15 protein-coding genes and 1 tRNA gene are annotated in these 21,798 nt (G+C 68.5%); 7 read left to right on the top strand and 9 right to left on the bottom strand.

Annotation, left to right across the window (positions count from 1 at the left end; genetic code table 11):
• Nucleotides 1-111: 111 nt before the first annotated feature.
• The 4 genes from popZ to AC1U89_RS15185 all read right to left on the bottom strand — a co-directional run bounded on the left by popZ (nt 112) and on the right by AC1U89_RS15185 (nt 4,500).
• A complete protein-coding gene (popZ, locus tag AC1U89_RS15200; RefSeq protein WP_479900529.1) occupies nt 112-651 on the bottom strand; it encodes a pole-organizing protein PopZ in 540 nt (179 codons plus the stop codon).
• 117 nt (nt 652-768) lie between these two features.
• Complete coding sequence (locus AC1U89_RS15195) at nt 769-2,274, bottom strand: TolC family outer membrane protein (RefSeq protein ID WP_479900528.1); 1,506 nt, start codon at nt 2,272-2,274, stop codon at nt 769-771.
• A gap of 171 nt (nt 2,275-2,445) precedes the next feature.
• The gene (locus AC1U89_RS15190) at nt 2,446-3,018 is read right to left on the bottom strand and encodes a protein-L-isoaspartate O-methyltransferase family protein (RefSeq protein WP_479900527.1); all 573 of its coding nucleotides are present in this window, start codon (nt 3,016-3,018) and stop codon (nt 2,446-2,448) included.
• Nucleotides 3,019-3,120: 102 nt separating this feature from the next.
• Nucleotides 3,121-4,500 (bottom strand): DUF6880 family protein, encoded by a 1,380-nt coding sequence (locus AC1U89_RS15185; protein WP_479900526.1) that lies wholly within the window; start codon nt 4,498-4,500, stop codon nt 3,121-3,123.
• A gap of 251 nt (nt 4,501-4,751) precedes the next feature.
• Between AC1U89_RS15185 and AC1U89_RS15180 the strand changes: the two genes are divergently transcribed.
• Nucleotides 4,752-5,108 carry a hypothetical protein gene (locus AC1U89_RS15180; RefSeq protein ID WP_479900525.1) on the top strand — a complete coding sequence of 119 codons (357 nt, stop codon included), beginning with the start codon at nt 4,752-4,754 and terminating at the stop codon, nt 5,106-5,108.
• Nucleotides 5,109-5,114: 6 nt separating this feature from the next.
• On the opposite strand, the gene AC1U89_RS15175 is transcribed toward AC1U89_RS15180, so the two are convergent.
• The 4 genes from AC1U89_RS15175 to AC1U89_RS15160 all read right to left on the bottom strand — a co-directional run bounded on the left by AC1U89_RS15175 (nt 5,115) and on the right by AC1U89_RS15160 (nt 12,147).
• Nucleotides 5,115-6,629, bottom strand: coding sequence for a tryptophan halogenase family protein (locus tag AC1U89_RS15175; RefSeq protein ID WP_479900524.1), 1,515 nt, complete (start codon nt 6,627-6,629; stop codon nt 5,115-5,117).
• A 10-nt stretch (nt 6,630-6,639) separates the two neighbouring features.
• Nucleotides 6,640-8,178: a tryptophan halogenase family protein gene (locus AC1U89_RS15170; RefSeq protein ID WP_479900523.1), complete on the bottom strand. Its 1,539-nt coding sequence runs from the start codon at nt 8,176-8,178 to the stop codon at nt 6,640-6,642.
• 225 nt (nt 8,179-8,403) lie between these two features.
• Nucleotides 8,404-11,466: a TonB-dependent receptor gene (locus AC1U89_RS15165; RefSeq protein ID WP_479900536.1), complete on the bottom strand. Its 3,063-nt coding sequence runs from the start codon at nt 11,464-11,466 to the stop codon at nt 8,404-8,406.
• Between the two features lie 276 nt (nt 11,467-11,742).
• A complete protein-coding gene (locus AC1U89_RS15160; protein WP_479900522.1) occupies nt 11,743-12,147 on the bottom strand; it encodes a hypothetical protein in 405 nt (134 codons plus the stop codon).
• On the opposite strand from AC1U89_RS15160, the gene AC1U89_RS15155 reads away from it, so the two are divergent.
• From AC1U89_RS15155 to AC1U89_RS15130, 6 genes are all read left to right on the top strand, one after another.
• Complete coding sequence (locus AC1U89_RS15155; RefSeq protein WP_479900521.1) at nt 12,146-13,168, top strand: LacI family DNA-binding transcriptional regulator; 1,023 nt, start codon at nt 12,146-12,148, stop codon at nt 13,166-13,168. The two genes, AC1U89_RS15160 and AC1U89_RS15155, sit on opposite strands and share 2 nt — an antisense overlap.
• A 61-nt stretch (nt 13,169-13,229) precedes the next feature.
• Nucleotides 13,230-15,482 (top strand): beta-glucosidase family protein, encoded by a 2,253-nt coding sequence (locus AC1U89_RS15150; RefSeq protein WP_479900520.1) that lies wholly within the window; start codon nt 13,230-13,232, stop codon nt 15,480-15,482.
• Nucleotides 15,483-15,700: 218 nt separating this feature from the next.
• Nucleotides 15,701-15,775 (top strand) — tRNA-Asn (locus AC1U89_RS15145).
• Nucleotides 15,776-16,187: 412 nt separating this feature from the next.
• On the top strand, nt 16,188-17,129 hold the full coding sequence (gene kdgD, locus AC1U89_RS15140) for a 5-dehydro-4-deoxyglucarate dehydratase (protein WP_479900519.1): 942 nt from the start codon (nt 16,188-16,190) through the stop codon (nt 17,127-17,129).
• A gap of 93 nt (nt 17,130-17,222) precedes the next feature.
• Nucleotides 17,223-18,143: a LysR substrate-binding domain-containing protein gene (locus tag AC1U89_RS15135; RefSeq protein ID WP_479900518.1), complete on the top strand. Its 921-nt coding sequence runs from the start codon at nt 17,223-17,225 to the stop codon at nt 18,141-18,143.
• Between the two features lie 50 nt (nt 18,144-18,193).
• On the top strand, nt 18,194-19,765 hold the full coding sequence (locus AC1U89_RS15130; RefSeq protein ID WP_479900517.1) for a carboxylesterase/lipase family protein: 1,572 nt from the start codon (nt 18,194-18,196) through the stop codon (nt 19,763-19,765).
• 171 nt (nt 19,766-19,936) lie between these two features.
• Here AC1U89_RS15130 and AC1U89_RS15125 read toward each other — a convergent pair whose 3' ends face one another.
• Complete coding sequence (locus AC1U89_RS15125) at nt 19,937-21,790, bottom strand: DUF8034 domain-containing protein (RefSeq protein ID WP_479900516.1); 1,854 nt, start codon at nt 21,788-21,790, stop codon at nt 19,937-19,939.
• Between the last annotated feature and the right edge of the window lie 8 nt (nt 21,791-21,798).

Genomic DNA, 21,798 nt, shown 5'->3' with positions numbered 1-21,798 from the left:
CCTTGGGCCTTGGTTCATCTGGGATTTTTAGACGGAAAAAGGCGGCCGCCGGAGCGACCGCCTTCCCATGTCTTCGTCACCGCCCCGTCGTCGGACGGGCGATGACGTCGGTTATACGCTGCGGCCGCGGGCGATGCGGTGGACTTCTTCCTCGACCTTGGTCTCGACGATGCGCGGCAGGTTCTGGTCCAGCCACTCCTTGAGCAGCGGGCGCAGCAGCTCGCGCACGACATCTTCCAGGGTGCGGCCGTCCTTGGGCATCAGCAGGGCCGAGCTCAGGCTGCCGAAGGCGGTGGCGGCCAGGCTGGCGGCGTGGTCGCCCACCAGGTTGTCGGCCACTTCGTCGCGCGAGAAGCCCTGGATCGGCTCGGGCTCGGGTGCCGGAGGCGGCGGCGGGGCGGGTTCCGGCTCGGGCTCCGGCGAATAGACGTCGATGTCGCCCATGGTCTCGACCGGCGCGGCCGGCTCGATCGGGTCGGTCAGCTCCAGGACGTCGTCCTCGGCCGGCGCTTCCTCCGCGACCGGAGCGGCTTCCGCCTCCGGCTCGGGCGCCGCAGCGGCCTCCGCCGGCGCGTCATCTTCCGAGATGATGCGTCGGATGGAGGCGAGGATCTCCTCCATCGTCGGTTCTTGGGGGCTCTGGTCGGACATGTGGGGGCCGTCTCGAAAGGGTACGAATCCTGGAGCGCCCAAGCGGGGCGCTTAGCGCGATGGTGCAGACTTGCGCCGGTTAAGCAAGCTCAAGCATCACCGACGCTTCAATTCGCCCTACTTGCCGGCCGCCGGCGTCGTGGCCGCGGGGGCCTTCTTCAGCACCGGCGACGGGGCGCCGACCTTGTCGATCCCCCGCACGACGGGCTCCCACGGCACCCAGCCGAACGAGTGGTTGACCTTGTCGTACGACTTGACCGGGTCGTAGCGCGGGACCTCGGGAGCCAGGTTGGCGACGTTCAGCACGCCCATGGCCTGCAGGACGCTGGCGCTGGCCACGTATTCGTCGCGGCGGGCCACCACCAGGGCGACCTCGGCGTTGGCCAGTTCCAGCTGGGCGTTCAGCACGTCCAGGGTGGTGCGCAGCCCGACCTGCTGCTCCTGGCGCACGCCCTCGAAGGCGATGCGGGTGGCCCGGACCTGTTCCTCGTTCGACACCAGGTTGGCGCGCGAGGCCAGCAGGTTGTTCCAGGCGGTCGAGATCTGCTGCAGAGCCTGGCGCTGCGCGCCCTCCACCGCGATGCGGGCGGCGTTCTCGCGTTCCTTGGCGGCGCGCACCTGCGAGCTGTTGAGGCCGCCGGTGAACAGTGGCACCGAGGCGGTCAGGGCGGCGGTGTAGCCGCGGTTGTAGTCGCCGAAGTCACGGCCGGTGCCGTTGGTGCGGGTCGCGTCCGTGTCGAAGCCCGCGCGGGCGCCGACCGTCGGCAGGAAGGCGGCCTTAGCCGCGGCGACGCGGGCGGCGGCGGCCTGCTCGGTGTAGCGGGCGGCCTGGATCGAAGGGTTGTTCTGGTCGACCAGATCGAAGGCCTGCTCGACGCTGCTGKGCAGCAGGGCGGCCAGCGACGGCTCGGGCGCCAGGTCGGTTGGGTTCTGGCCGACCACGGCGGCGTAGGCCGCGCGGCTGGCGGCCAGGATGGCCTGGGCCGACGACAGGCTGGCCTGGGCCGAGGCCAGGCGGGCCTCCGACTGGGCCACGTCAGTGCGGGTGATCTCGCCGACCTCGAAGCGCGCCTTGGACTCTTCCAGCTGGCGGTTCAGGACGTTGACGTTCTCCTGGGCGATGCGCAGGCGTTCCTGGTCGCGGCGGACGTCGACATAGCTCTGGATGACGTTGCCCAGCACCGACTGCTCGACGCTGCGCAGGTCCTCGCGGCCGGCCAGCACGTCGGCCTCGGCGGCGGTCAGGTTGGCGTTGGCTCGGCCGCCCGTATAGAGCGGCTGGGTCAGGGCCAGGCTGGCCCCGCTGCCGCTGCCGGTGGTGTGGTCGCGAGTGGCGACCTGACCGGCGCCGTTGATGTAGGTCTGGTTGTTGGCCAGGTCGGTGCGCGACACCGTGGCGTCGGCCGTGGCGTTCAGCGTGGGCCGGAAGGCGGTCTTGGCCTGGACCACGCCCTCGTCGGTGACCCGCTGGCTGGCGCGCTGTCCCTGCAGGGTGGGGTTGGTCTGATAGGCCAGGGCCAAGGCGTCCGCCAGGGTCTCGGCCTGGGCGACCGAAGCCAGGCCCGCGACCAGGCCCAGGCTGCAAGCGGCGGCCAGCAAAGCGGCCCGACGGCTGTTCGACATCAAGTTCATTCCCCACGAAACCCCCCGACCCGGAAACCCGGGCCAGAGACTTGCTCAGATCAGGCGCGACGCCCGCACCCTATATGATCGGCTGTAAGGCGAGAGACCATAGGCCGCTAGTTAAGCTTTTTTCACGCAGACGTTGCGTTCTAGTTTCTGGACTGGAAGTCGTCAGAACGCAAAGCCCCGTTCGACGGCGAAACCGGCCAGCAGCGGCGGGGTGGCGTCGAACACGGCGCGACGGCCGACGCCGTCCTCGGCCTGGACGTAGATCACGGCGCGACCGACCGGCCCGTCCCGCTCGATCACCGCCAGGCGGCCGCCCTGGGCCAGGGCCTGGGTCCAACTGGCCGGAGCCCGCGGCACGGCGCCTTCGCAGATGATCACGTCGTAGTTCGCGCCGGGCACGGCGGTCAGGTCGTCGCCGTCCAGGCGGGTGACCTGCACGCCCATCTGCTCCAGCACGGCGGCCGCATAGGGCGCGGCGATGGCCAGGGCCTTGTCGCCCTCGCGCGGACGCAGGTGCTGCAGCAGCTTGCCCACCTCGCGCGGACGCAGCAGCCAGCGGCCGGGGGCGTATTCGACGTCGGCGTCGGCATAGGCCAGATAGCCCTTGCCGGCCGGGACCAGGGTCTCGCGCGGCACGACGCGCAGGGCGTCCTGCAGGGGCAGATCGGTGACATCGGCCGTGCGGATCTGGCTTTCGACCATGTTCAGGCGCGCGGCGGCGAAATCGGAGCTCATGGAATCCCTCGGGGGGCTGGATACTTCAGGGCGCTTATAGGTCCGGCGCTCGGGTCTAGGCAATCGAGGCTTTGCGTCGTCGCGCCCATTCCGAAGCGGCGGCTACCAGCGCCGGTAGCCCGCCACCCTGGCGGCGAACGCCTCGGCGTCCTCGTGGCCGGCCCAGTCGCCGATGGCCGGGGCCAGGGAGGCGGCTTCCAGCAGTTGGCGCTGGGCGTCCTTGTAGCGGGCGGCGCGGGCGTAGCGGGCGGTGTCCAGGATCATGGCCCGCAGCAGCAGGGTGGCGGCCAACGGATGACGGCCCTCGATGGCGCGGGCGGCCGGCTCCAGCAGCTCGGGGCGGTCGCCGTCCAGATCGCTCCAGCGACGCAGCACCAGTCGCGCGGCGCGGTCCCAGGCCGGCCAGCGGATCAGGAAGTCCAGGGCGGCGTGCAGGTCGTGGAAGTCCTCGGCATGGGCCAGCGCCTTGTCCTCGGCCTCGACGTCGTCGAAATCCGGCAGGCGCTTGAGGTAGTCGCGCAGCCGCTCGACCGACAGGCCGCGCTCGAAGCTGGTCCAGCGCATGTCCTGGGCCAGGTCGCCCTGCCCGCGCGCCTCCAGCACCTCGATATAGGCGTCCTCCCAGTCCAGCGCGCCCGGGCCGGGCATCGTCGGGCGCCCCAGCACGGTCCCGACCAGCTGGGCGAACGAGCCGGGCGTCGCGCGGTCGAGGGCGGCCACGGCTTCGTCGTAGCGCCCCGCCGCCGTCAGCCGCCGGGCGATCTGGGCGCCGATCGGCGGCAGCACGGCCTGGGAGTCCGTGAACTGGGCCACATAGCCGTCGACGTCGCCCTGGGCGTCGGCCAGCACCTGGACGGCGGCCTTCAGCGCGCCGCTGACCCGCTTCTGCGAGGCCATGGTCGTCTCCACCCGCGCCCGCAGCCCCGCGACGCCCTCGGCGCCCAGGGCCGGCAGGGCGTTCTTCAGGGCCCGCGGCCCAAGACCGGCGCGGCCATGCAGCAGCAGGTCCAGCAGTTGGTCGCCCAGCACCCTCGGATCGGCCAGGGCCAGGGGCGCGATCGCAGCCACGTCGTCGACGGCGGCGTCGAACACCGCCTCGATCTCGCCCTTGGCGTCGGCCGTGCGGTGCGACACGCCCTCGGCCAGGGCCAGGAACCGCAGCATCATCGGCAGGGCCAGGGCCGGGTCCAGCTCGGCCAGCCGGCCGGCGATCAGGGCGCGCTGCATGTCCAGCTCGCGCACGAACTCCTTGTGCTTGCGCCAGTGGATGCGCGAGCGGGCGTCGGCGACGGTGTCGATGCGCTTGGCCAGTTCGGCGGCCAGGTCCTCGGGACCGATCTCGCCGGCCAGCTCCAGGCGCAGCCGGCGCTTGATCTGGGCGTGGCCCTCGGCGACGTCGATCAGCAGTTCGGCCAGCCGCTCGGCGCCCAGAGCCGCCAGATTGGCCGCCGTCAGGGTCTTGCGCGATCCCGTACGCTTCACCGTCGCCAGCGGAGTTCTCCCGTCCGTGCCCGTCCACCGGCGGCGAGTCGCCGGTTTGGGCGACCTTCCTTTAGCACGCCGATCGGGCTGGGTCCGCGCGGGCTGCGGCGCCCGAGCAACACTCTACAAATGTCAGTGGTTTCAACGGGCTCCGGCGGGAACGCGAAGTCGGCGACGGTGTTGAATCGCCGTTCAGAGGACGTGTGGTCATGGCCAGGGGTTGGGCGAGATCGGGAGCGGCRGCCGTCGCCTTGGCCGCCCTGTACCTTGCCGCGCCGGCCTTCGCCCAGACCTGCCGCGCCCCCGCGCCAGCGGTGGGCCGCACCGTCACCGGCCCCGTCCTGCACGTCATCGACGGCCGCACGCTCTGCGTCGCCCAGGGCCCGACGCCCGACCACTGGATCCCGCTGCGGATCAGCCCGAACGCGCCCGCCCTGCCGGTGGACCGCGAACGCCTTATGGCCGCGACCTTCTCCCAGTCCCTGACCTGCAGGATCACAGGCGCCCAGGGCGCCGTGAAGATCGCCAGCTGCACGGTCGGCGGGCGCTCGCTGGAGGCCCTCCTGACCGAACCGGCCACGATCACCCAGGCCAAGACCTGGCGCTGACCGCGCCTAGGCCGAACGCTTGAAAGGCGTGGCCGGACAATGGGTTCGCAGGAACTCCTCATGGCTGGGCAAGGTCGCCACGAAGTCGGCCAGCATGGGGGCGGACTTGTCCATCAGGTTCATGATCACGCCGAGCGGGATGCGGTCGACCAGCTGCTGGTAGCGGTCGGGCCGCACGCCCATGCCCTCCATCACCGACTGCCAAGCCGAGGCGCGGAACATGTCGTCGACGCCGTCGCGCAGGACGGCGGCGGCCTTGAACAGGGCCATGCGCTCCTTGAGGGTCTGGGGCGGATCCACCTTCTGGTAGTCGCGCCAGAACGGCGTGTCGTCGCGCCGGGTGGTGACGTAGTGCAGGACGATGAAGTCGCGGATCTCCTCGTAGTCGGCGACCATGCGGCGGTTGTACTCGGCCGCCAGGATCGGGTCGGCGTCCATGTCGGGCATGAACCGCAGCAGGTAGTCCATGCCCTTGTAGATCAGGTGCAGGGCCGTGGATTCCAGCGGCTCGATGAAGCCGCACGACAGGCCGATGGAGCACACGTTCTTGACCCACGGCCGCTCGCGCACGCCGGTCTTGAACGGAATGATGTTGGGACCCAGGATCACCTCGCCTTCCAGCTGGCTCATCAGGGTGGCGGTGGCCTCGTCGTCGCTCAGGTACTTGCTGGCGAACACATAGCCGTTGCCCGACCGGTGCTGCAGCGGGATGCGCCAGCGCCAGCCGAAGTCCTGGGCCTGGACCAGGGTGTAGGGATGCGGCGGGCCGACGTTCTCGGTCTGGGCCACGACGGCTCGGTCGCACAGCAGGACGTCGCTCCAGTCGCGGAACGGCTCGCCCAAGGTCTTGCCGATCAGCAGGGCGCGGAAGCCCGAGCAGTCGACGAAGAAGTCGCCCTCCACCTCGCGGCCGTCCTTAAGGATCACCTTGGCCACGCCGCCGTCGGGGCGGGTGGCCACGTCGGTGACGATGCCCTCGGTGCGCTTGACGCCGCGCGCCTCGGCGAACTTGCGCAGATACAGCGCCACCAGCCGCGCATCCAGATGCAGGGCGTAGTTGGCGTGCGAGATCATCGTGCGCTGGGCGGTGTTGGGCAGCATGAACTTGCCGGCGTCGGCCATCACCGCGGCGGGGCTGAAGTCCCGCAGCCTGGATGGATGACCGTTGGCCTTGGCCCGCAGCCAGCACTGATAGAACTCGTGGACGTCCAGCGGACCGCCGATCTGGCCGAACGGGTGGTAGTAGACGTCGCCCTTCTCCAGCCAGTTCTCGAACCGGATGCCCAGCTTGAAGGCGGCCTGGGTTTCCTGAATGAATTCCTGCTCGTTGATCCCCAGGCTGCGGATCATCTGGAGGAACGGCGGGATCGTGGACTCGCCCACGCCGATCGTGCCGATCTCCTCGGACTCGACCAGCTCGACCTGCGTCGGCCCCTTCTGGAAATAGTGGCTGAGCATGGCCGCGCAGATCCAGCCGGCCGAGCCGCCGCCGACGATGACGATCTTGTTCAGGTGGGCCATCCGGCTGCTCCTACTCGGCCGCCACCGGCTGGGGGCGGGCGTACTGTTCGATGAATTCTCCGTGGGTGCGGGTCGCCGCCACGGTGTCAGCCACGGCCTTGCGCATCTCCCCCAAGGCCGCCGACAGCTGACCGGCGTCGAAGCCGTCGACGCTGAGGTCGTAGGTCTGGGGCAAAACGTCGAAGCCCGCATAGATCGCCAACCAGCTGGGCGGGGCGAACATCTCCCAGCGGTAGCGGACGAAATGCCCCTGGGCGCGCCAGAGGTCGGTCTTCTTCTGAAGCGTGTCGGGGACCGACATCTCGCGGCAGTGCGTCCAGAAGCCCGTCGGGTCGTCCATACGCTTGTTGAGCTTGTAGTGCAGGATGATGAAGTCGCGGACGCGCTCCATCTCCAGCCGCGACATCTCGTTGAACTCGTCCACCACCGCCGGGTCGAAGTCGCGGTTGGGGAACAGCTGCTTGATCTTCTCGATGCCCGTCTCGATCAGGGCGATGCTGGTGCTTTCCAGCGGCTCCAGGAAGCCGGAGGCCAGGCCCAGGGCGATGCAGTTCTTGTTCCAGGCCTTCAGGCGGCGGCCCGGGTGGAAGGCGATCTTGCGCGGCTCGTGCAGCAGGCGCTCGTCGAGCGCGCCGGTCAGGACAGCCCTCGCCTGCTCGTCGGTGGTGTGCCGGCTGGAATAGACATAGCCGTTGCCCCAGCGGTGCTGCAGCGGGATGCGCCAGCGCCAGCCGGCCTCGTGGGCGGTGACATCGGTATAGGGCGGCGGAGCGCCCTGCCCTTCGCTCTGCACGGCCATGGCGGCGTCGCACAGCAGCCACTGGCTCCAGTCCTCGTAGCCGGTCTGCAGGGCCTCCTCGATCAGCAGGCCCCGGAACCCCGAGCAGTCGATGAAGAGGTCGCCCGCCACGGTCGCGCCGCTGTCCAGCGACACCGACTCGATGAAGCCGTCCTCGGCGCGCAGGTTGGTCTTGACGATCTTGGCGTCGATGCGGCGCACGCCGTTCTGTTCGGCGACCTGGCGCATGAGCCGGGCGAACAGGCTGGCGTCGAAATGCAGGGCCCAGTCGAACACCGACAGGGTCGAGGGCGGGTTGCGCGACGGGGTGGTGAACTTGCCGGCGGCGGCCAGGCTGGCGCCCAGCGAATAGTCGCCGATCGTCGCGGCCTCGCCCAGGGCGCGCAGGCGCATCCAGTAGTGATGGAACGACACCCCGTTCAGATCCTGGCCGTAGAGGCCGAAGGGGTGGATGAACGACGAACCCGGCTCCAGCCAGTCGTTGAAGCGGATGCCCAGCTTGCAGGTGCCGCCGGTCGCCCGCAGCACGTCGATGTCGGACAGGCCCAGGGCCTGGTAGAAGCGGCGGATGGTCGGGATCGTCGCCTCGCCCACGCCGATCGTGCCGATCTCGGACGACTCGATCAGGGTGATGCTCACCGGCGCCGAGCCGAAATGCTGCTTCAGGCTGGCGGCGGCCATCCAGCCCGCGGTGCCGCCACCGACGATGACGATGTCGCGGATGCGCTGATCTCGTGCGCTGTCCTGCATGGCTGGCTCCCTGCCCTTGCGAAGCTCTCCGGCTCCTCGCCGCGAACGTCGACGCGTTCGCCTCTCTGCGATGCTAACGGCCCCGGGCGGAAAAAAAAGCCGCTGTGACAGGGGTCACAGCGGCCCGCAGGGAAGGGATTGGAGCGCCCTTGGAGAAAGGACGCATCAAGAGGAAGGTCTAAAGCGCGGCCGCCAGGACAAAGGCGGCCGCGCCCCAGGTCTAGATCACCACTTGGCGCGAACGCCGAGGGTCCAACGCGGTTCGAACTGGTTCTGGTTGGCGTACTGAGTCTTACCGTCCGCGAACTTCACGTAGTAATTCTCGATCTCGCCGGTCACGTTCGAGCCGTTGAGGTAGACGATGACGTTGTCGCGAACATCGTAGCTGAGGTTCACGTCGACATAGCCGGTCGACTTCTGGAAGATCGGCAGGTTGTCGCCCGAGCTGCCGCTGACACTGCTGAGGCGGTCGGTGCGGTAGTTGTAGGCGACTCGGGCCTGCCACTTGTCGTCCTGGTACCAGCCGATCAGGTTGTACTGGTACTTGGAGTTGTCGGTGAACGGCAGCTTCTTGCCGTCCAGGCCGACGCGCGACTCCGAGCTGGGCGAGTAGGTGGCGTTGGCGTCGACACCGAAGTTCGAGAAGAAGCCGCCGTCGGTCAGCAGGTCGCTGAACGCCAGCTTGGTGCCGACTTCCAGACCCTTCACCKAACCGCCGTCGCCCTGGATGGGCTGGCTGACATTGACGGTGCGCGGGGTGCCGTCCTCGTCCTTGAACGTGCCGGTGGTGGTGCCGCCGGTGACGAAGCTGTCGATCTTCAGCTTGAACACCGACAGGTTCACCATCGAGGCGTTGCCGAAGTAGTATTCGACCGCCGCGTCGAGGTTGGTCGACCGCCACGGGTTCAGCTGCGGGTTGCCCGACGAGCTGGCGCCCGTCACGCAGCGGCCCGGCTTGGTGCCGCAGTCGGCGGTGGAGATGCTGAGACCCCCGCCGTAGTTCTGCAGGTCCAGCGGCTGCATGGTCTTGGAGTAGCCGAAGCGGAACTTCAGCTGGTCGGTGGCGTCGTAGGTGGCGTTCACCGACGGCAGCCAGTCGGTGTACTTGCGGGTGGTGACCGTGTCGCCGACGTCCAGGTTGGTGTCGCCGTAGTTCTGGGTCGCGCCCGTCAGGTTCTGCTTCACCAGCAGGTGCGTCTGGATCACGTGCAGGCCGACGTTGCCGGTCAGCTTGCCGATCTCGAAGTCGGCGGCGCCGTACGCGCTCTGCTCCTTCAGGGTGACATCATAGGTCACGCCCGGGATCTGGTAGCGGACCGCGGCGCCGAACACGCGCTTCTGGAACTCGGCCACGTTGTCGAAGTCGTGCGGATCGACGACCCAGAAGCCAGGGATGCCCTGGGTGATGCTGCCCAGGTCGTCCATCCAGATGACGTTGTTGTAGGCGTCGATCTTGGTGGGCTTGTTGACGGTGTAGCCCTGGAAGATCGGGGCGCCGCCGGCCGGGTTGGGCACGAACTCGCCCGCCTGGCACTGGTCCTGGTTCATGACGACGTCGATGGCCTTCCACTGGGCGTAGCAGCCCGCGGCCGGAACCGGTTGGCCGTTGGCCTGCACCGCGCCCGGCGTGCCGCCGTAGAAGGGCGAGAACAGGTGGAACGCCTCGACCTCGACCGAGCGGTCGCTCTGGCGGACGCCGGCGTCGATCTTGGTCACGAAGCCCAGCAGCTTCTCGTCGAACTTGTAGTGGCCTTCGGCGCGGAACGCGTTGAAGTCGGAGTCGACCTCGTTGTTGCCCTCGGACGAGAACGCCGCGATGGCGTAGCTGTCCTTGTTGGCCATGTAGTCCTTGAGCGTCTTGCCGGCGCCAAGGCCGCCGACCAGCGGACGGTCGAAGCCGCTCCAGACCGCCTTGTTGCCCCCGATGTTGTAGTGCAGCTGCGGGTTGGCGCCGTAGCCCAGCGGGTTCGGGTTCAGATAGCAGCCGCCGGCGCTGCCGACGACGGCGTTGCTGCGCTGCGAGGCCGGGTACTGCGAGCAGATCGCGGCCGGATAGAACGGGCCGCGGGTGCGGTCGTCGGCGTTGCGGAACAGGTTGAACCGGCCCGGCGCGTACTGCCAGTTGCTCAGGTCGCCCTGGGCCTGGCCGTTCATGCTGAGGCGGTTGCCGCTGGCGCGGATGGCCCGCACTTCGCTCGTGAAGTTGCCGCCGTTGTCGTACTTCAGTTCGAGGTTGTAGTTCTTGGTTTCCGACTTGGTGGTGCGGTTGACCGAGAAGCTGTTCACCCACCAGGCGTCGATGTCGTACTCGTCGACCGCCAGCCAGGGCTTGCCGTTGCCGGTGCTGTTCTGGCCGGTCTGCTCGAACACGGTCGGGGTGGTCCAGACGCCGAAGGCGCCGCCGTCCCAGCGGTTGGAGATGTTGATGCCGGCGGCGCGGTTGTATTCGTCGAGCTTGGCGTAGAAGCCCTCGGCGATCAGGGTGAAGCCCTCGCCCAGGTCGGCCTGGAACGAGACGTTGACGCCCAGACGCTTGCGCTCGACCTCGCGGTGGAAGCTTTCGAAACCGTGCGGCGAGATGAAGTTGTTGGCGGCCGAACCGCCCCAGTCGTTGTTGCCCGACAGGGCGACGACGCCCGACGAGTTGTTGCCCAGATTCACTTCGCTGGCGGTGGCCGCGACCATCAGGCCGACGCGCTCGTTGCGCCAGTTGACCAGGCCGTTGACCAGGTAGTCGTTGTCCTTGGTGCGCTCGCCGCGCTGGCCTTCGACGCCGGCGGCGAAGTGGAAGCCCTCTTCCATGTCGAACGGACGGCGGGTGCGCAGGTCGACGGTGCCGGTGATGCCCGACAGGGCGTTGGTGGGATCGGTCGTCTTGTAGACCACCACCTGGTTCATCAGCTGGGCCGGGACGTCCAGCAGGTTCGGCTGGGCCGTGCCCATGTTGCCGGCGCTCAGGTACTGTTCGCCGTTCAGCAGGGTGATGACCTGGGCCAGGCCGCGGATGTTGATCGTGGCGCCTTCGCCGGCGTCACGCTTGATCTGCACGCCCGGGATGCGCTGCAGCGAGTCGGCGATGGTGGTGTCGGGCAGCTTGCCGATGTCTTCCGCCGAAATCGCGTCGACGATCGAGGCCTCTTTGCGCTTGATGTCKACCGACTTCATCTGCGAGCCGCGGATGCCGGTGACGACGATCTCCTCGACCTGCGAGGACGCGTCCGCCGCCTGGGCGTGGGCGCCGGTGGCCAGCGCCATGGACGAGGCGCCCGCCAGCAGCGCCAGGGTCATGCCCCGGACCAGCGCGGACTGATTTCGTGGATTGGACAAGTTCTTCGCTCCCCAAAAGTATTTTTATGGCCGTTCCCGCCCCCGCCGATTCCGACGTAGGCGGCATCCGCCCTCAGCCGTCGCCGGAAGCGCCGGCCTGCCCGGCGCGCCCCGTTTCGAGTGAAAGCCTGTTGGCGACCCCTGCGTCCCTCGACGCATACGCTGGCTCACGCCCTCCCCAGCCGTGTCTCAAGATTGATAAATGTCCCGGTCGTGTCAATCGAAATGTCAACGTTGTCATTTTGTGGCGGCGACGCACAAAAACGCGACGAACGGCGAGCCCGGCACGCCTTCAAGCGCCCAAATTTGAAAAACATGTCGTTGAATTATATAGTATTTTTCAGAATGTAACTTCGAAGCACCCTCAGCAAGCAAGTGGCAATCTGGCCATTTGCTGCCGACATATCGTGAAAAGAAACAGACACCTTTCAGCCGCATTTTTCCCTTGTGACGTATGGAATTCCGAGATTCCGATGTCCCGCCTTGACCCAAAATGACCCGATGAATGTCCCGTTTGGACAATTTCATGTCCTGGCGCATGACATCGTTGTCGGGCTGAGCTATGGCTTGCTCAAACGGGGCGGCGATCCGGGTGATCGCGCGCGCGGCGCGATCATTTTGTGTTGGGTGCGACAAGGGCATGGCGACGATCCACGATGTGGCGCTGCGGGCGGGCGTGTCCCCCAAGACCGTGTCGCGCGTCATGAACGACCACGAGAGCGTCACCGCCAAGACCCGCGAGCGGGTGCGCGAAGCCATGCGGGCGCTGGACTACCACCCCAGCGCCGTGGCGCGCGTCCTGCGCTCGCAGTCGGCCCCGGCCGTCGGCATCCTGATGGGCGACCCCAGCGGCGGCTACCAGACCCGGATCCACCACGCCCTGATGGTGGCCTGCCTGCAGAACGGCCGCCACCTGTCGGCCGAGCTGGTCGAGGGCGACATGGCCGGCTGGCAGGACCGCATCCGCGCCTTCGTCACCGAGGGCGGGGTCCGCGAGATGGTGCTGCTGCCGCCCGAATGCGATTTCGCCCCACTCAAGGCCCTGCTGCGCGAGCACGGCGTGCGCTGCGTGCTGATTTCGCCCACCAGCCCCGATTCGCTGTCGCCMAGCATCGTCATGGACGACCGCGCCGCCGCCCGCGAGGTGGTCGAGCACCTGTTCAGCCTGGGCCACGAGCGGATCGGCCATATCGCCGGCCATCCCGACCACGCCGCCAGCACCCTGCGCCGCAACGGCTTCAACGAGGCCTACGCCGCCGCCGGCAAGCCGCGCCCCGACACGGCCCTGATCGTGCCCGGCGACTTCAGCTTCAAGGGCGGTCTGGCCGGCGCCCAGGCGCTGCTGGACATGGACAATCCGCCGACCGCCATCTTCGCGGCCAATGACGACATGGCCGCCGCCACCTGCATGGAGGCCCAGCGGCGCGGCCTGAAGCTGCCCGACGACCTGTCGGTGGTGGGCTTCGACGACGCGCCGATCGCCGCCGCCATCTGGCCGTCCCTGACCACCATCCGCCAGCCCTTCGACCAGATGACCCAGCGGGCCATCACCGCCCTGAACGGCTGGAGCGCCAACGAGGCGCTCGGCAAGGGGGCGGCGACCATCCTGACCCAGCACAGCCTGGTGATCCGCGAATCCACCGGCCCCGTCCGGGCCGGTTAGACCCGACGTCCGATCCGCGCTGGCCAGCCCTGGCCCGCGCCAACGATAAATGGGAGGTACTATGAACCGACAGTACTGGCGGGGCCTGACCCTGGCCCTCATGCTCGGCGCTTCCGCTTGCGCCCTGGCTCCCGCCGCCTGCGCCCAGGCGCCCGCCGCAGCCCCGGCCTCCCGTCCCTGGCTGGACCCCAAGCTGGACGCCGACACGCGCGCCGACCTGGCGGTCAAGGCCATGACCCAGGACGAGAAGCTGACGGTCATCTTCGGCTATTTCGGCGCCGACATGGGGACCAAGTACAAGCGCATCGCCGAGGCCCTGCCCGGCTCGGCCGGTTACATCCCGGGCATCGAACGCCTGGGCATCCCCGCCCAGTTCCAGACCGACGCCGGCGTCGGCGTGGCCACCCAGGGCGGCGAGCCCAAGAAGCGCGAGCGCACCTCCCTGCCCTCCGGCATCGCCACCACCGCTACCTGGAACCCCGAACTGGCCCAGGCCGGTGGCGCGATGATCGGCTCGGAAGCGCGTGACTCCGGCTTCAACGTCATGCTGGCGGGCGGCATCAACCTGACCCGCGAGCCGCGCAACGGCCGCAACTTCGAATACGGCGGCGAGGATCCCTGGCTGGCCGGCAAGATGGTCGGGGCCCAGATCAAGGGCATCCAGTCCAACGCCATCGTCTCGACCATCAAGCACTACGCCCTGAACGGCCAGGAGACCGGCCGCTTCGTGCTGGACGCCAAGATCGGCGAGGCCGACGCCCGCACCTCCGACCTGCTGGCCTTCCAGTTCGCCATCGAGGACTCCGATCCCCACTCGGTGATGTGCTCGTACAACCGGGTCAACGGCGACTACGCCTGCGAGAACGACTTCCTGCTGAACAAGGTCCTCAAGCAGGACTGGGCCTACAAGGGCTACGTGATGTCGGACTGGGGCGCGACCCACTCCGGCGCCAAGGCCGTCAACGCAGGCCTGGACCAGGAGTCCGGCGCCGAGGCGTTCGACAAGCAGACCTTCTTCCGCGCGCCGCTGAAGGACGCCCTGGCCAAGGGCGAGGTGTCGCAGGCCCGCCTGGACGACATGGCCCGCCGCATCCTGCGCAGCCTGTTCGCCAGCGGCGTAGTCGAGAAGCCGGTGAAGATCGCCACGATCGACTACGCCGCCCACGCCAAGGTCACCCGCGCCGACGCCGAGGAAGGCGTGGTGCTGCTGAAGAACGACAAGGGCCTGCTGCCGCTGGTGACCAGCGCCAAGAAGATCGTCGTGATCGGCGGTCATGCCGACGTCGGCGTGCTGTCAGGCGGCGGCTCGTCGCAGGTCTATCCGATCGGCGGCCGGGCGGTGACCGGCGAAGGCCCCGCCTCCTGGCCCGGTCCGATGATCTATTTCCCCTCCTCGCCCCTGAAGGCGCTGAAGGCCCGCCTGCCGGGCGCGGACATCCAGTTCGCCGACGGCAAGGACAAGGCCGCCGCCGCCAAGCTGGCCGCCGGCGCCGACGTGGTGCTGGTGTTCGCCACCCAGTGGAACGGCGAGTCGTTCGACAGCCCGCTAACGCTGGAGAACGGCCAGGACGCCCTGATCGACGCGGTCGCCTCGGCCAACGCCAAGACCGTGGTGGTGCTCGAGACCGGCGGCCCGGTGCTGATGCCGTGGCTTTCGAAGGTCGGCGGCGTGGTCGAGGCCTGGTATCCGGGCTCGGAGGGCGGCGAGGCCATCGCCCGCGTCCTGACCGGCGAGGTCGACGCCTCGGGCCGCCTGCCCGTCACCTTCCCGGCGTCTCTGGACCAGCTGCCCCGCCCGACGCTGGACGGCGATCCCAAGAAGCCCGACGACCTGTTCGCCGTGGACTATCGCGTCGAAGGCGCGGCGGTCGGCTACAAGTGGTTCGACAAGAAGGGCCACCAGCCGCTGTTCGCCTTCGGCCACGGCCTGTCCTACACGACCTTCGCCTATGACAACCTCAAGGCCGAGGCCAAGGGCGACGCCCTGACCGTCAGCTTCGACGTGAAGAACACCGGCAAGCGGACCGGCAAGGCCGTGCCGCAGGTCTATGTCTCGCCCAAGGCGGGCGGCTGGGAAGCGCCCCAGCGTCTGGCCGGCTTCAAGAAGGTCGAACTGGCGCCCGGCGCGACCACCAAGGTCACCCTGACCGTCGATCCGCGCCTGTTGGCCACCTGGAACGAGAAGGCCCACGGCTGGTCGGTCGCGGGCGGCGACTACACGCTCAGCCTGGGCGCCTCGTCGCGCGACACGGCCGCCAAGGCCGATGTCACCGTGGCGGCCAAGGCCCTGCCGGCCGGTCTGATGAAACCCTGACGCGGCCCTGGTGCGGTATGGGGGCGCCATTCGGTCGCAGGTGGAATTAAGGCCTGATTAACCATAAAGACCCAATTTCGACTGGTCTTTCTTGAAGACACCCCACCATCACTGACTTTCCACAGCCCGGTCATCGACCGGGCTGTTTTTTTGTCCGAATGCGCTTGCACCGAGTCAAATCGGCGGCTATCACCCGGCCTCTTCCTGAGGCGACCTGTTCCGCGGTAGCTCAGTGGTAGAGCAGCCGGCTGTTAACCGGCTGGTCGTAGGTTCGAATCCTACCCGCGGAGCCACCTCTCCCCTTTTGGGGATTGTTGGGAATTTTCAACAGATTGCGATTTCCAGAGCGCTGCTCGACTAGCAGTGGTCGCGCCGCCTCCGCGTCATCAATTCAAACTGTTGGCTGTTCCGATAGCGGCGGAGTTCTGATCCCGACTGGGTCGATCGTCGTCAAGGCAGGCGTCCAGCTTTGCGCTTCCGGCCTGTCGAAACCCGCGAGCCTTTACGATCGCCTGAAATTCGAGAGGCGTTGACCGGGGCCTCGAGCCATTCCCTGGTCATCAAGCCAAAAGCCGCATCGGTCGATAGCGCCTTTGGCTTAGACCCGTTCCGGTCGCCGCCCTACCTTCAAATCGTGAACGGTCACGCGGCCAGGACGCCGCGACGCCTCGCGGGCGACAAGGACCGACGACGAGCGAGGATTAGATGAGCAGAGTAACGCCGTCCGAAATGGCCAAGCAGATCGGCGGAGGACTCCTGTCGTTCCCGGTCACCCATTTCGACGCCCAGCACCAGTTCGCCGAAGCACCCTACCGCGAACACTGCGCCTGGATGCTGCAGCACGAACTGGCGGGCCTGTTCGCGGCCGGCGGCACGGGCGAGTTCTTCTCGCTGACCCCGCCCGAGGTGGCCCGGGTGGTCAAGGCGGCGGTGGAGGAGACGGCGGGCAGGATCCCGGTCGTGGCCGGCTGCGGCTACGGCACGGCCATCGCGGTCGACCTGGCCAAGGCCGCCCACGCCGCCGGCGCCGACGGCCTGCTGCTGCTGCCGCCCTATCTGATGAACTCCACCCAGGAAGGCCTTGCCGCCCACGTCGAGGCGGTCTGCAAGGCCACGCCGCTGGGCGTGATCGTCTACAACCGCGACAACGCCATCCTGACCGAGGACACCCTCGAGAAGCTGTGCGACCGCAATCCGAACCTCGTCGGCTTCAAGGACGGGGTCGGCGACATTGAGCTGATGATGCGGGTCTACGCCCGGATGGGCGACCGCCTGACCTATATCGGCGGCCTGCCCACCGCCGAGACCTTCGCCCTGCCCTACCTGGAGATGGGTGTGACGACCTATTCCTCGGCGATCTTCAACTTCATGCCGGAATGGGCCCTGGACTTCTACCGGTCGGTCCGCGCCCAGGACCGCGTCGCGGTCATGGCCGGCCTGCGCGACTTCGTCCTGCCGTATATCGCCCTGCGCAATCGTGGCCGCGGCTACGCGGTGTCGATCGTCAAGGCCGGCATGGGCGTGATCGGCCGCGACGCCGGACCCGTCCGCTCGCCGCTGACCGACCTGACCGACGCCGAGCGCGCCGACCTGAAGGTGCTCATCGACCGCGCCCAGAGCCGGCTCCACCCGCTGGCGGCGCAGTAGCCTCCCGTGGGGGTCGCGGTCAGCCCGGCCAAACCCTTGGGCGCGGCTACCGCCCCCGCCGGCAATCGCCTAGCTTCGTCGATCCATGGGATCATGAACGGGCGCTATCCGATGTTCGAGCTGAGCCAACTGCGTTGCTTCGTGGCGACGGCCGAGGAACTGCACTTCGGCCGCGCGGCCCAGCGCCTGAACATGACCCAACCGCCGCTCAGCCGGCAGGTCCAGCTGCTGGAACGGATCCTGGGCGTCACCCTGCTGGACCGCACCAGCCGCTCGGTGCGCCTGACGCCGGCGGGCCGGGCCTTCCTGCTGGAGGCGCGCCGCATCCTGCGCCTGGCCGAGAGCGCCGCCCTGGCCACGCGCCGCATCGCCGTCGGCGACGCCGGCGAGGTGGCGATCGGCTTCACCGCCGCGTCCGGCTACAACTTCCTGCCGCGCCTGGTGATCCTGTCGCGCGCCCGCCTGCCCAACGCCGACCTCACCCTGCGCGAGATGGTCACCCGCGAACAGGTCGAGGCCCTGCTGACCGGACGCATCGACGTGGGTCTCGTCCGGCCGCCGATGGAGCGCGCGGAATTCGCCACCGCCCGGGTGCTGACCGAACCCCTGGTCGCGGCCCTGCCCACCGGCGATCCCCGGCTGGCCAAGGCCTTCCTCACCCTGGCCGACTTCGACGACGCCCCGCTGATCATGTATTCGCCCGAGGGCGCGGGCTATTTCCACAACATGCTGACCACCCTGTTCGACGCCAACGGCGTGTCGCCCCACTACGTCCAGCATGTCACCCAGATCCATTCGATGCTGGCCCTGGTCCACGCGGGACTCGGCGCGGCCCTGGTGCCGGAGGCGGCGATGAGCCTGCACTTCGACGACGTCCAGTTCCGCCCCGTGGCCACCACGCCCGACCGCCCGGTCGAGCTGTACATGGCCTGGCGCAAGGACAATGACAGCCCGATCCTGCAGTCGTTCATCGACCTCTGCATGGCCGAAGCCTCGCCCGCCATCACCGACTGACCGTCCGCTCCCCGTAGCGGACCAGGACATAACGCTTGGGGAGAAGCGCCATGACGACCGACCGCCGCGCCGTGCTGACGGGAGCCGCCGCCGTGGGCCTGGCGGGCCTGGCCCTCCCCGCCGAAGCGGCCTCGAAGTCGCCGATCGCGACCACCGTCTACGGCAAGGTGCGCGGCGCCGAGGTCGACGGGATCAAGCTGTTCAAGGGCGTGCGCTACGGCGCCGACACCGCCCCGCGCCGGTTCATGCCGGCGCTACCGCCCGAGCCATGGAGCGGCGTCGCCGACGCCCTCGCCTACGGGCCGGCCAGCCCGCAGGTCAAGATCCAGGAAGCGACCAGCGAGGATTGCCTGTTCCTGAATGTCTGGACGCCCGCCCTGGACGGCAGGAAGCGGCCGGTGATGGTCTATGTCCACGGCGGCGCCCACGCCAACGGATCGGGGTCTGATCCACTGTACGACGGGGTGAACCTGGCCAGGCGCGGCGACGTCGTGGTGGTGACCGTGAACCACCGCCTCAACGTGTTCGGCTACGCCTATCTCGCCGCCTTGGGCGGACCCGACCTGGCCGACAGCGGCAATGTCGGCAATCTGGACCTCGTCCTGGCGCTCGAATGGGTGCGGGACAACATCGCCGCTTTCGGGGGCGATCCGGACAAGGTGACGGCCTTCGGGCAGTCCGGCGGCGGGGGCAAGCTGGTCACTCTGATGGCCATGCCGGCGGCCAGGGGGCTGATGCACCGGGTGGCCACCATGAGCGGCCAGCACGTCACCGCCATGGGCCCGATCCACGCCACGCTGCGCGCCAAGGCCTTCATGGCGCGGCTGGGCCTGAAGCCCGACCAGGTCGACGTCCTGCGCAAGCTGCCGGCCGAGCAATTGGTCGCCGCCCTGAAGATGCCCGATCCGCTGGAGCGCAAGGGCTCGATCATCTTCTGGTCGGTGATGGACGGCGGGGTCCTGCCGCGCCATCCGTTCTATCCGGACGCGCCGCGGGAGAGCGCCCACATCCCGATGATCATCGGCAACACCCACGACGAGACMCGGGCCTTCCTCGGCGGCGATCCGAAGAACTTCACGATCACCTGGGAGGAGCTGCCCGAGCGCCTGGGGCCCGAACTGGTGCTGGATGTCGAACCGCGCGTCGTCATCGCCCGCTATCGCGAGCTCTATCCGGACTACACGCCGTCGGAGGTGTTCTTCGCGGCGACGACCGCTGGGCGGTCGTGGCCCGGTCACCTGATCCAGGCCGAGCAGCGCGCCAGGATCGGCGCGCCGGCCTGGATGTACCAGCTGGACTTCGGCTCGCCGATCGACGGCGGCAAGCTGCGGGCGTTCCACAGCTTCGACATCGCCCTGGTGTTCGACAACCTCGACAAGCCGGGCTCGAAGACCGGCACGGGTCCGGCCGCCAAGGCGGTGGCCAACCAGATGAGCGAGGCCTTCATCGCCTTCGCGCGGACGGGCGATCCGAACTGCGCGGCGATTCCAGCCTGGGGCAAGTACACCCTGCCCCAACGCCCGACGCTGGTGATCAACGAAACCTCGGCGATGGTCGACGACCCGCGGCGCGAGGAGCGGGAGCTGTTCTCGGTCGCACCGTTCCTGAAGGAAGGGACGTAGTCGCGGTGAACACTTGCCCCCTACGGACCGCTTCGCGGTCGTCTTCCCCCGGAGGGGGAAGAGGGCCAGCGCGCGTCCTCCGCCCCCTATGGGGGCGGACAGACCGCAGGGGCAAGGGGGTGTGATCTCACGCCAAGACCATGCGCGTGTGGAAGGACGGTCGTCGCTTCGCTAAGCCCGATCCCACGGGAAGCTCAGCGTCGGCGCGTTGACGTGGCGCTTCATTTTCAGCCTCAACCGCGCCCCCGCCCCGGCCGCCAGCCGCACGGTGAAGGCCGAGGCGTTCACCGTCACAGGCGCGCCGACATCGGTCGCCACGCTGAGCACCTGGTGCTCGCCATATCCGCCGCCCTGGACGGTCACCGTCCGGGCCTGGACCGGATTGGTGTTGACCAGGGTCACGGTCGCGCCGTCGTCGCCGAGCGTCTCGACCAGGGCGGCGACATCCTCGGGGACACCGGCCCGGCGGCGTTCGGGATCGAAGTAGCGCAGGCGCGCATAGTGCAGCGCCCCGCCCTGGGCCGGCGAGGTCGGCGACCACKGCGGGCGGGCGATGTGGATGCCGCCCTGCATCAGGTGGATCAGCGCCGTGACGCTGGCCGGATTGATGTCGAGCGCGGCGTCCGCCAGGCGCGTGTCCGGGGTGGTGCGGTCGTCGAGGCGCGCCTGGACCCGGGCGCGGACCCGCTCCAGGTCGGCGCGCAGGGCCTTGACCGGGAAGCCGGGGTCCTTGCCGTCCAGATAGGTCAGCCACGGATGCTCGGCCGCGCGGGCCCGGTCAGAGGCCTTCATCGACAGGTACCAGATCTCCAGCCCGTTCAGCCGGTACTCGCCCGGCGCATAGCCGTACCAGCCGTCGTCGCCGTACATGCGCGGGGTGTGGACCTTGCCGTCGATGATCTTCTTCTGGGCGTTGATGACGTCGGCTTGCCTGCGCCAGACCTCCAGGTACTTGTCGTCGCCGGTCAGCAGATAGGCGTTCATGAAGCCGACGATCGAGCGCGGCACGCGGTTGCGGTCCTCGCGTTTGCCGGTCTGGGGCACGATCGGGCTGAAGCCCCAGCCATAGACTCCGCCCCACCACTTGCCGTCGGTCGCGCCGCCGATCTTGCCGTCCAGGCCGATATTGCTGGGCAGCACCCCGCCGTTGGCCTGGGCCCGCTCGGCCCAGGCGTCGACATAGCCCAGCAGCCAGTCGCGGTACTTGCGCTCGTGATCCAGCATGTAGGCGTTGAGCACCAGGCTGGTGACCTGCAGGTTCAGCGGCCCGTCGCCGATGACGTCGGTATAGTCGTCGTAGTGGTGCAGGGTCTCTTCGTAGGTGCTCTCGCCGTGCTCCATGAAGAAGCCCTTCGGGTCGAACGGGTCGCCCGCCCAGTCCAACGGCGTGGCCTTGCGCAGCATCGGGCCGCGGCTGCCGGTGACCATGCTGCGGATGATCCTGTGCTTGGGATCGTAGTTCGGCGCGCCCGGGTCCTCGTTCATGTAGAAGCCCGAGAACCGCTTCACCCGGTCGCGGTAGCGCGCGTCGTGCGGGTCCGACAGCCCCAGCAGGTTGAACACCGACAGCCCCTCGGACAGGTGCTGCCAGTCGGTCATGACCGGGAATTCCTTGTAGTACATGCCCTCGCGGGCGAACGGCACGTCCTTGGTCCTGGCCAGGGTGTACTGGCGCACATTGCCCTCGTAGGCCTTCTTCGACAGCGCCAGCAGACTGTCGCGGCCGCCCAGGGCGTGCAGGTACGGCCAGTCGTTGACGTTCTCGATGGCGTCGTCGGGACCGTCGTTGGCGCCCCAGCGCTCGACCGCCAGCAGGAAGCCGCGATCGTCGAAATAGCGTGCGAAGAAAGCTTCGCAGGCCTCGGCGTTGGCTTTGAGCAGCTCACGCTCCAGCAGCGCCCATTCGGGCGGCGCCATCGGKGTCCTGATCTCCAGCGTCGGCTTCGGCGCGGCGAGGACCGGTGAAGCGACCCCGGCCAGCAGGAGGGCCGAGGCGGTACGGAGGAAGCGGCGGCGCGTGGTCATCGAACGCT

Source organism: Caulobacter sp. 05T431, from assembly GCF_056665975.1.
The sequence above is the reverse complement of the archived record's forward strand: the minus strand, read 5'-3'. Positions and strand labels throughout refer to the sequence as shown.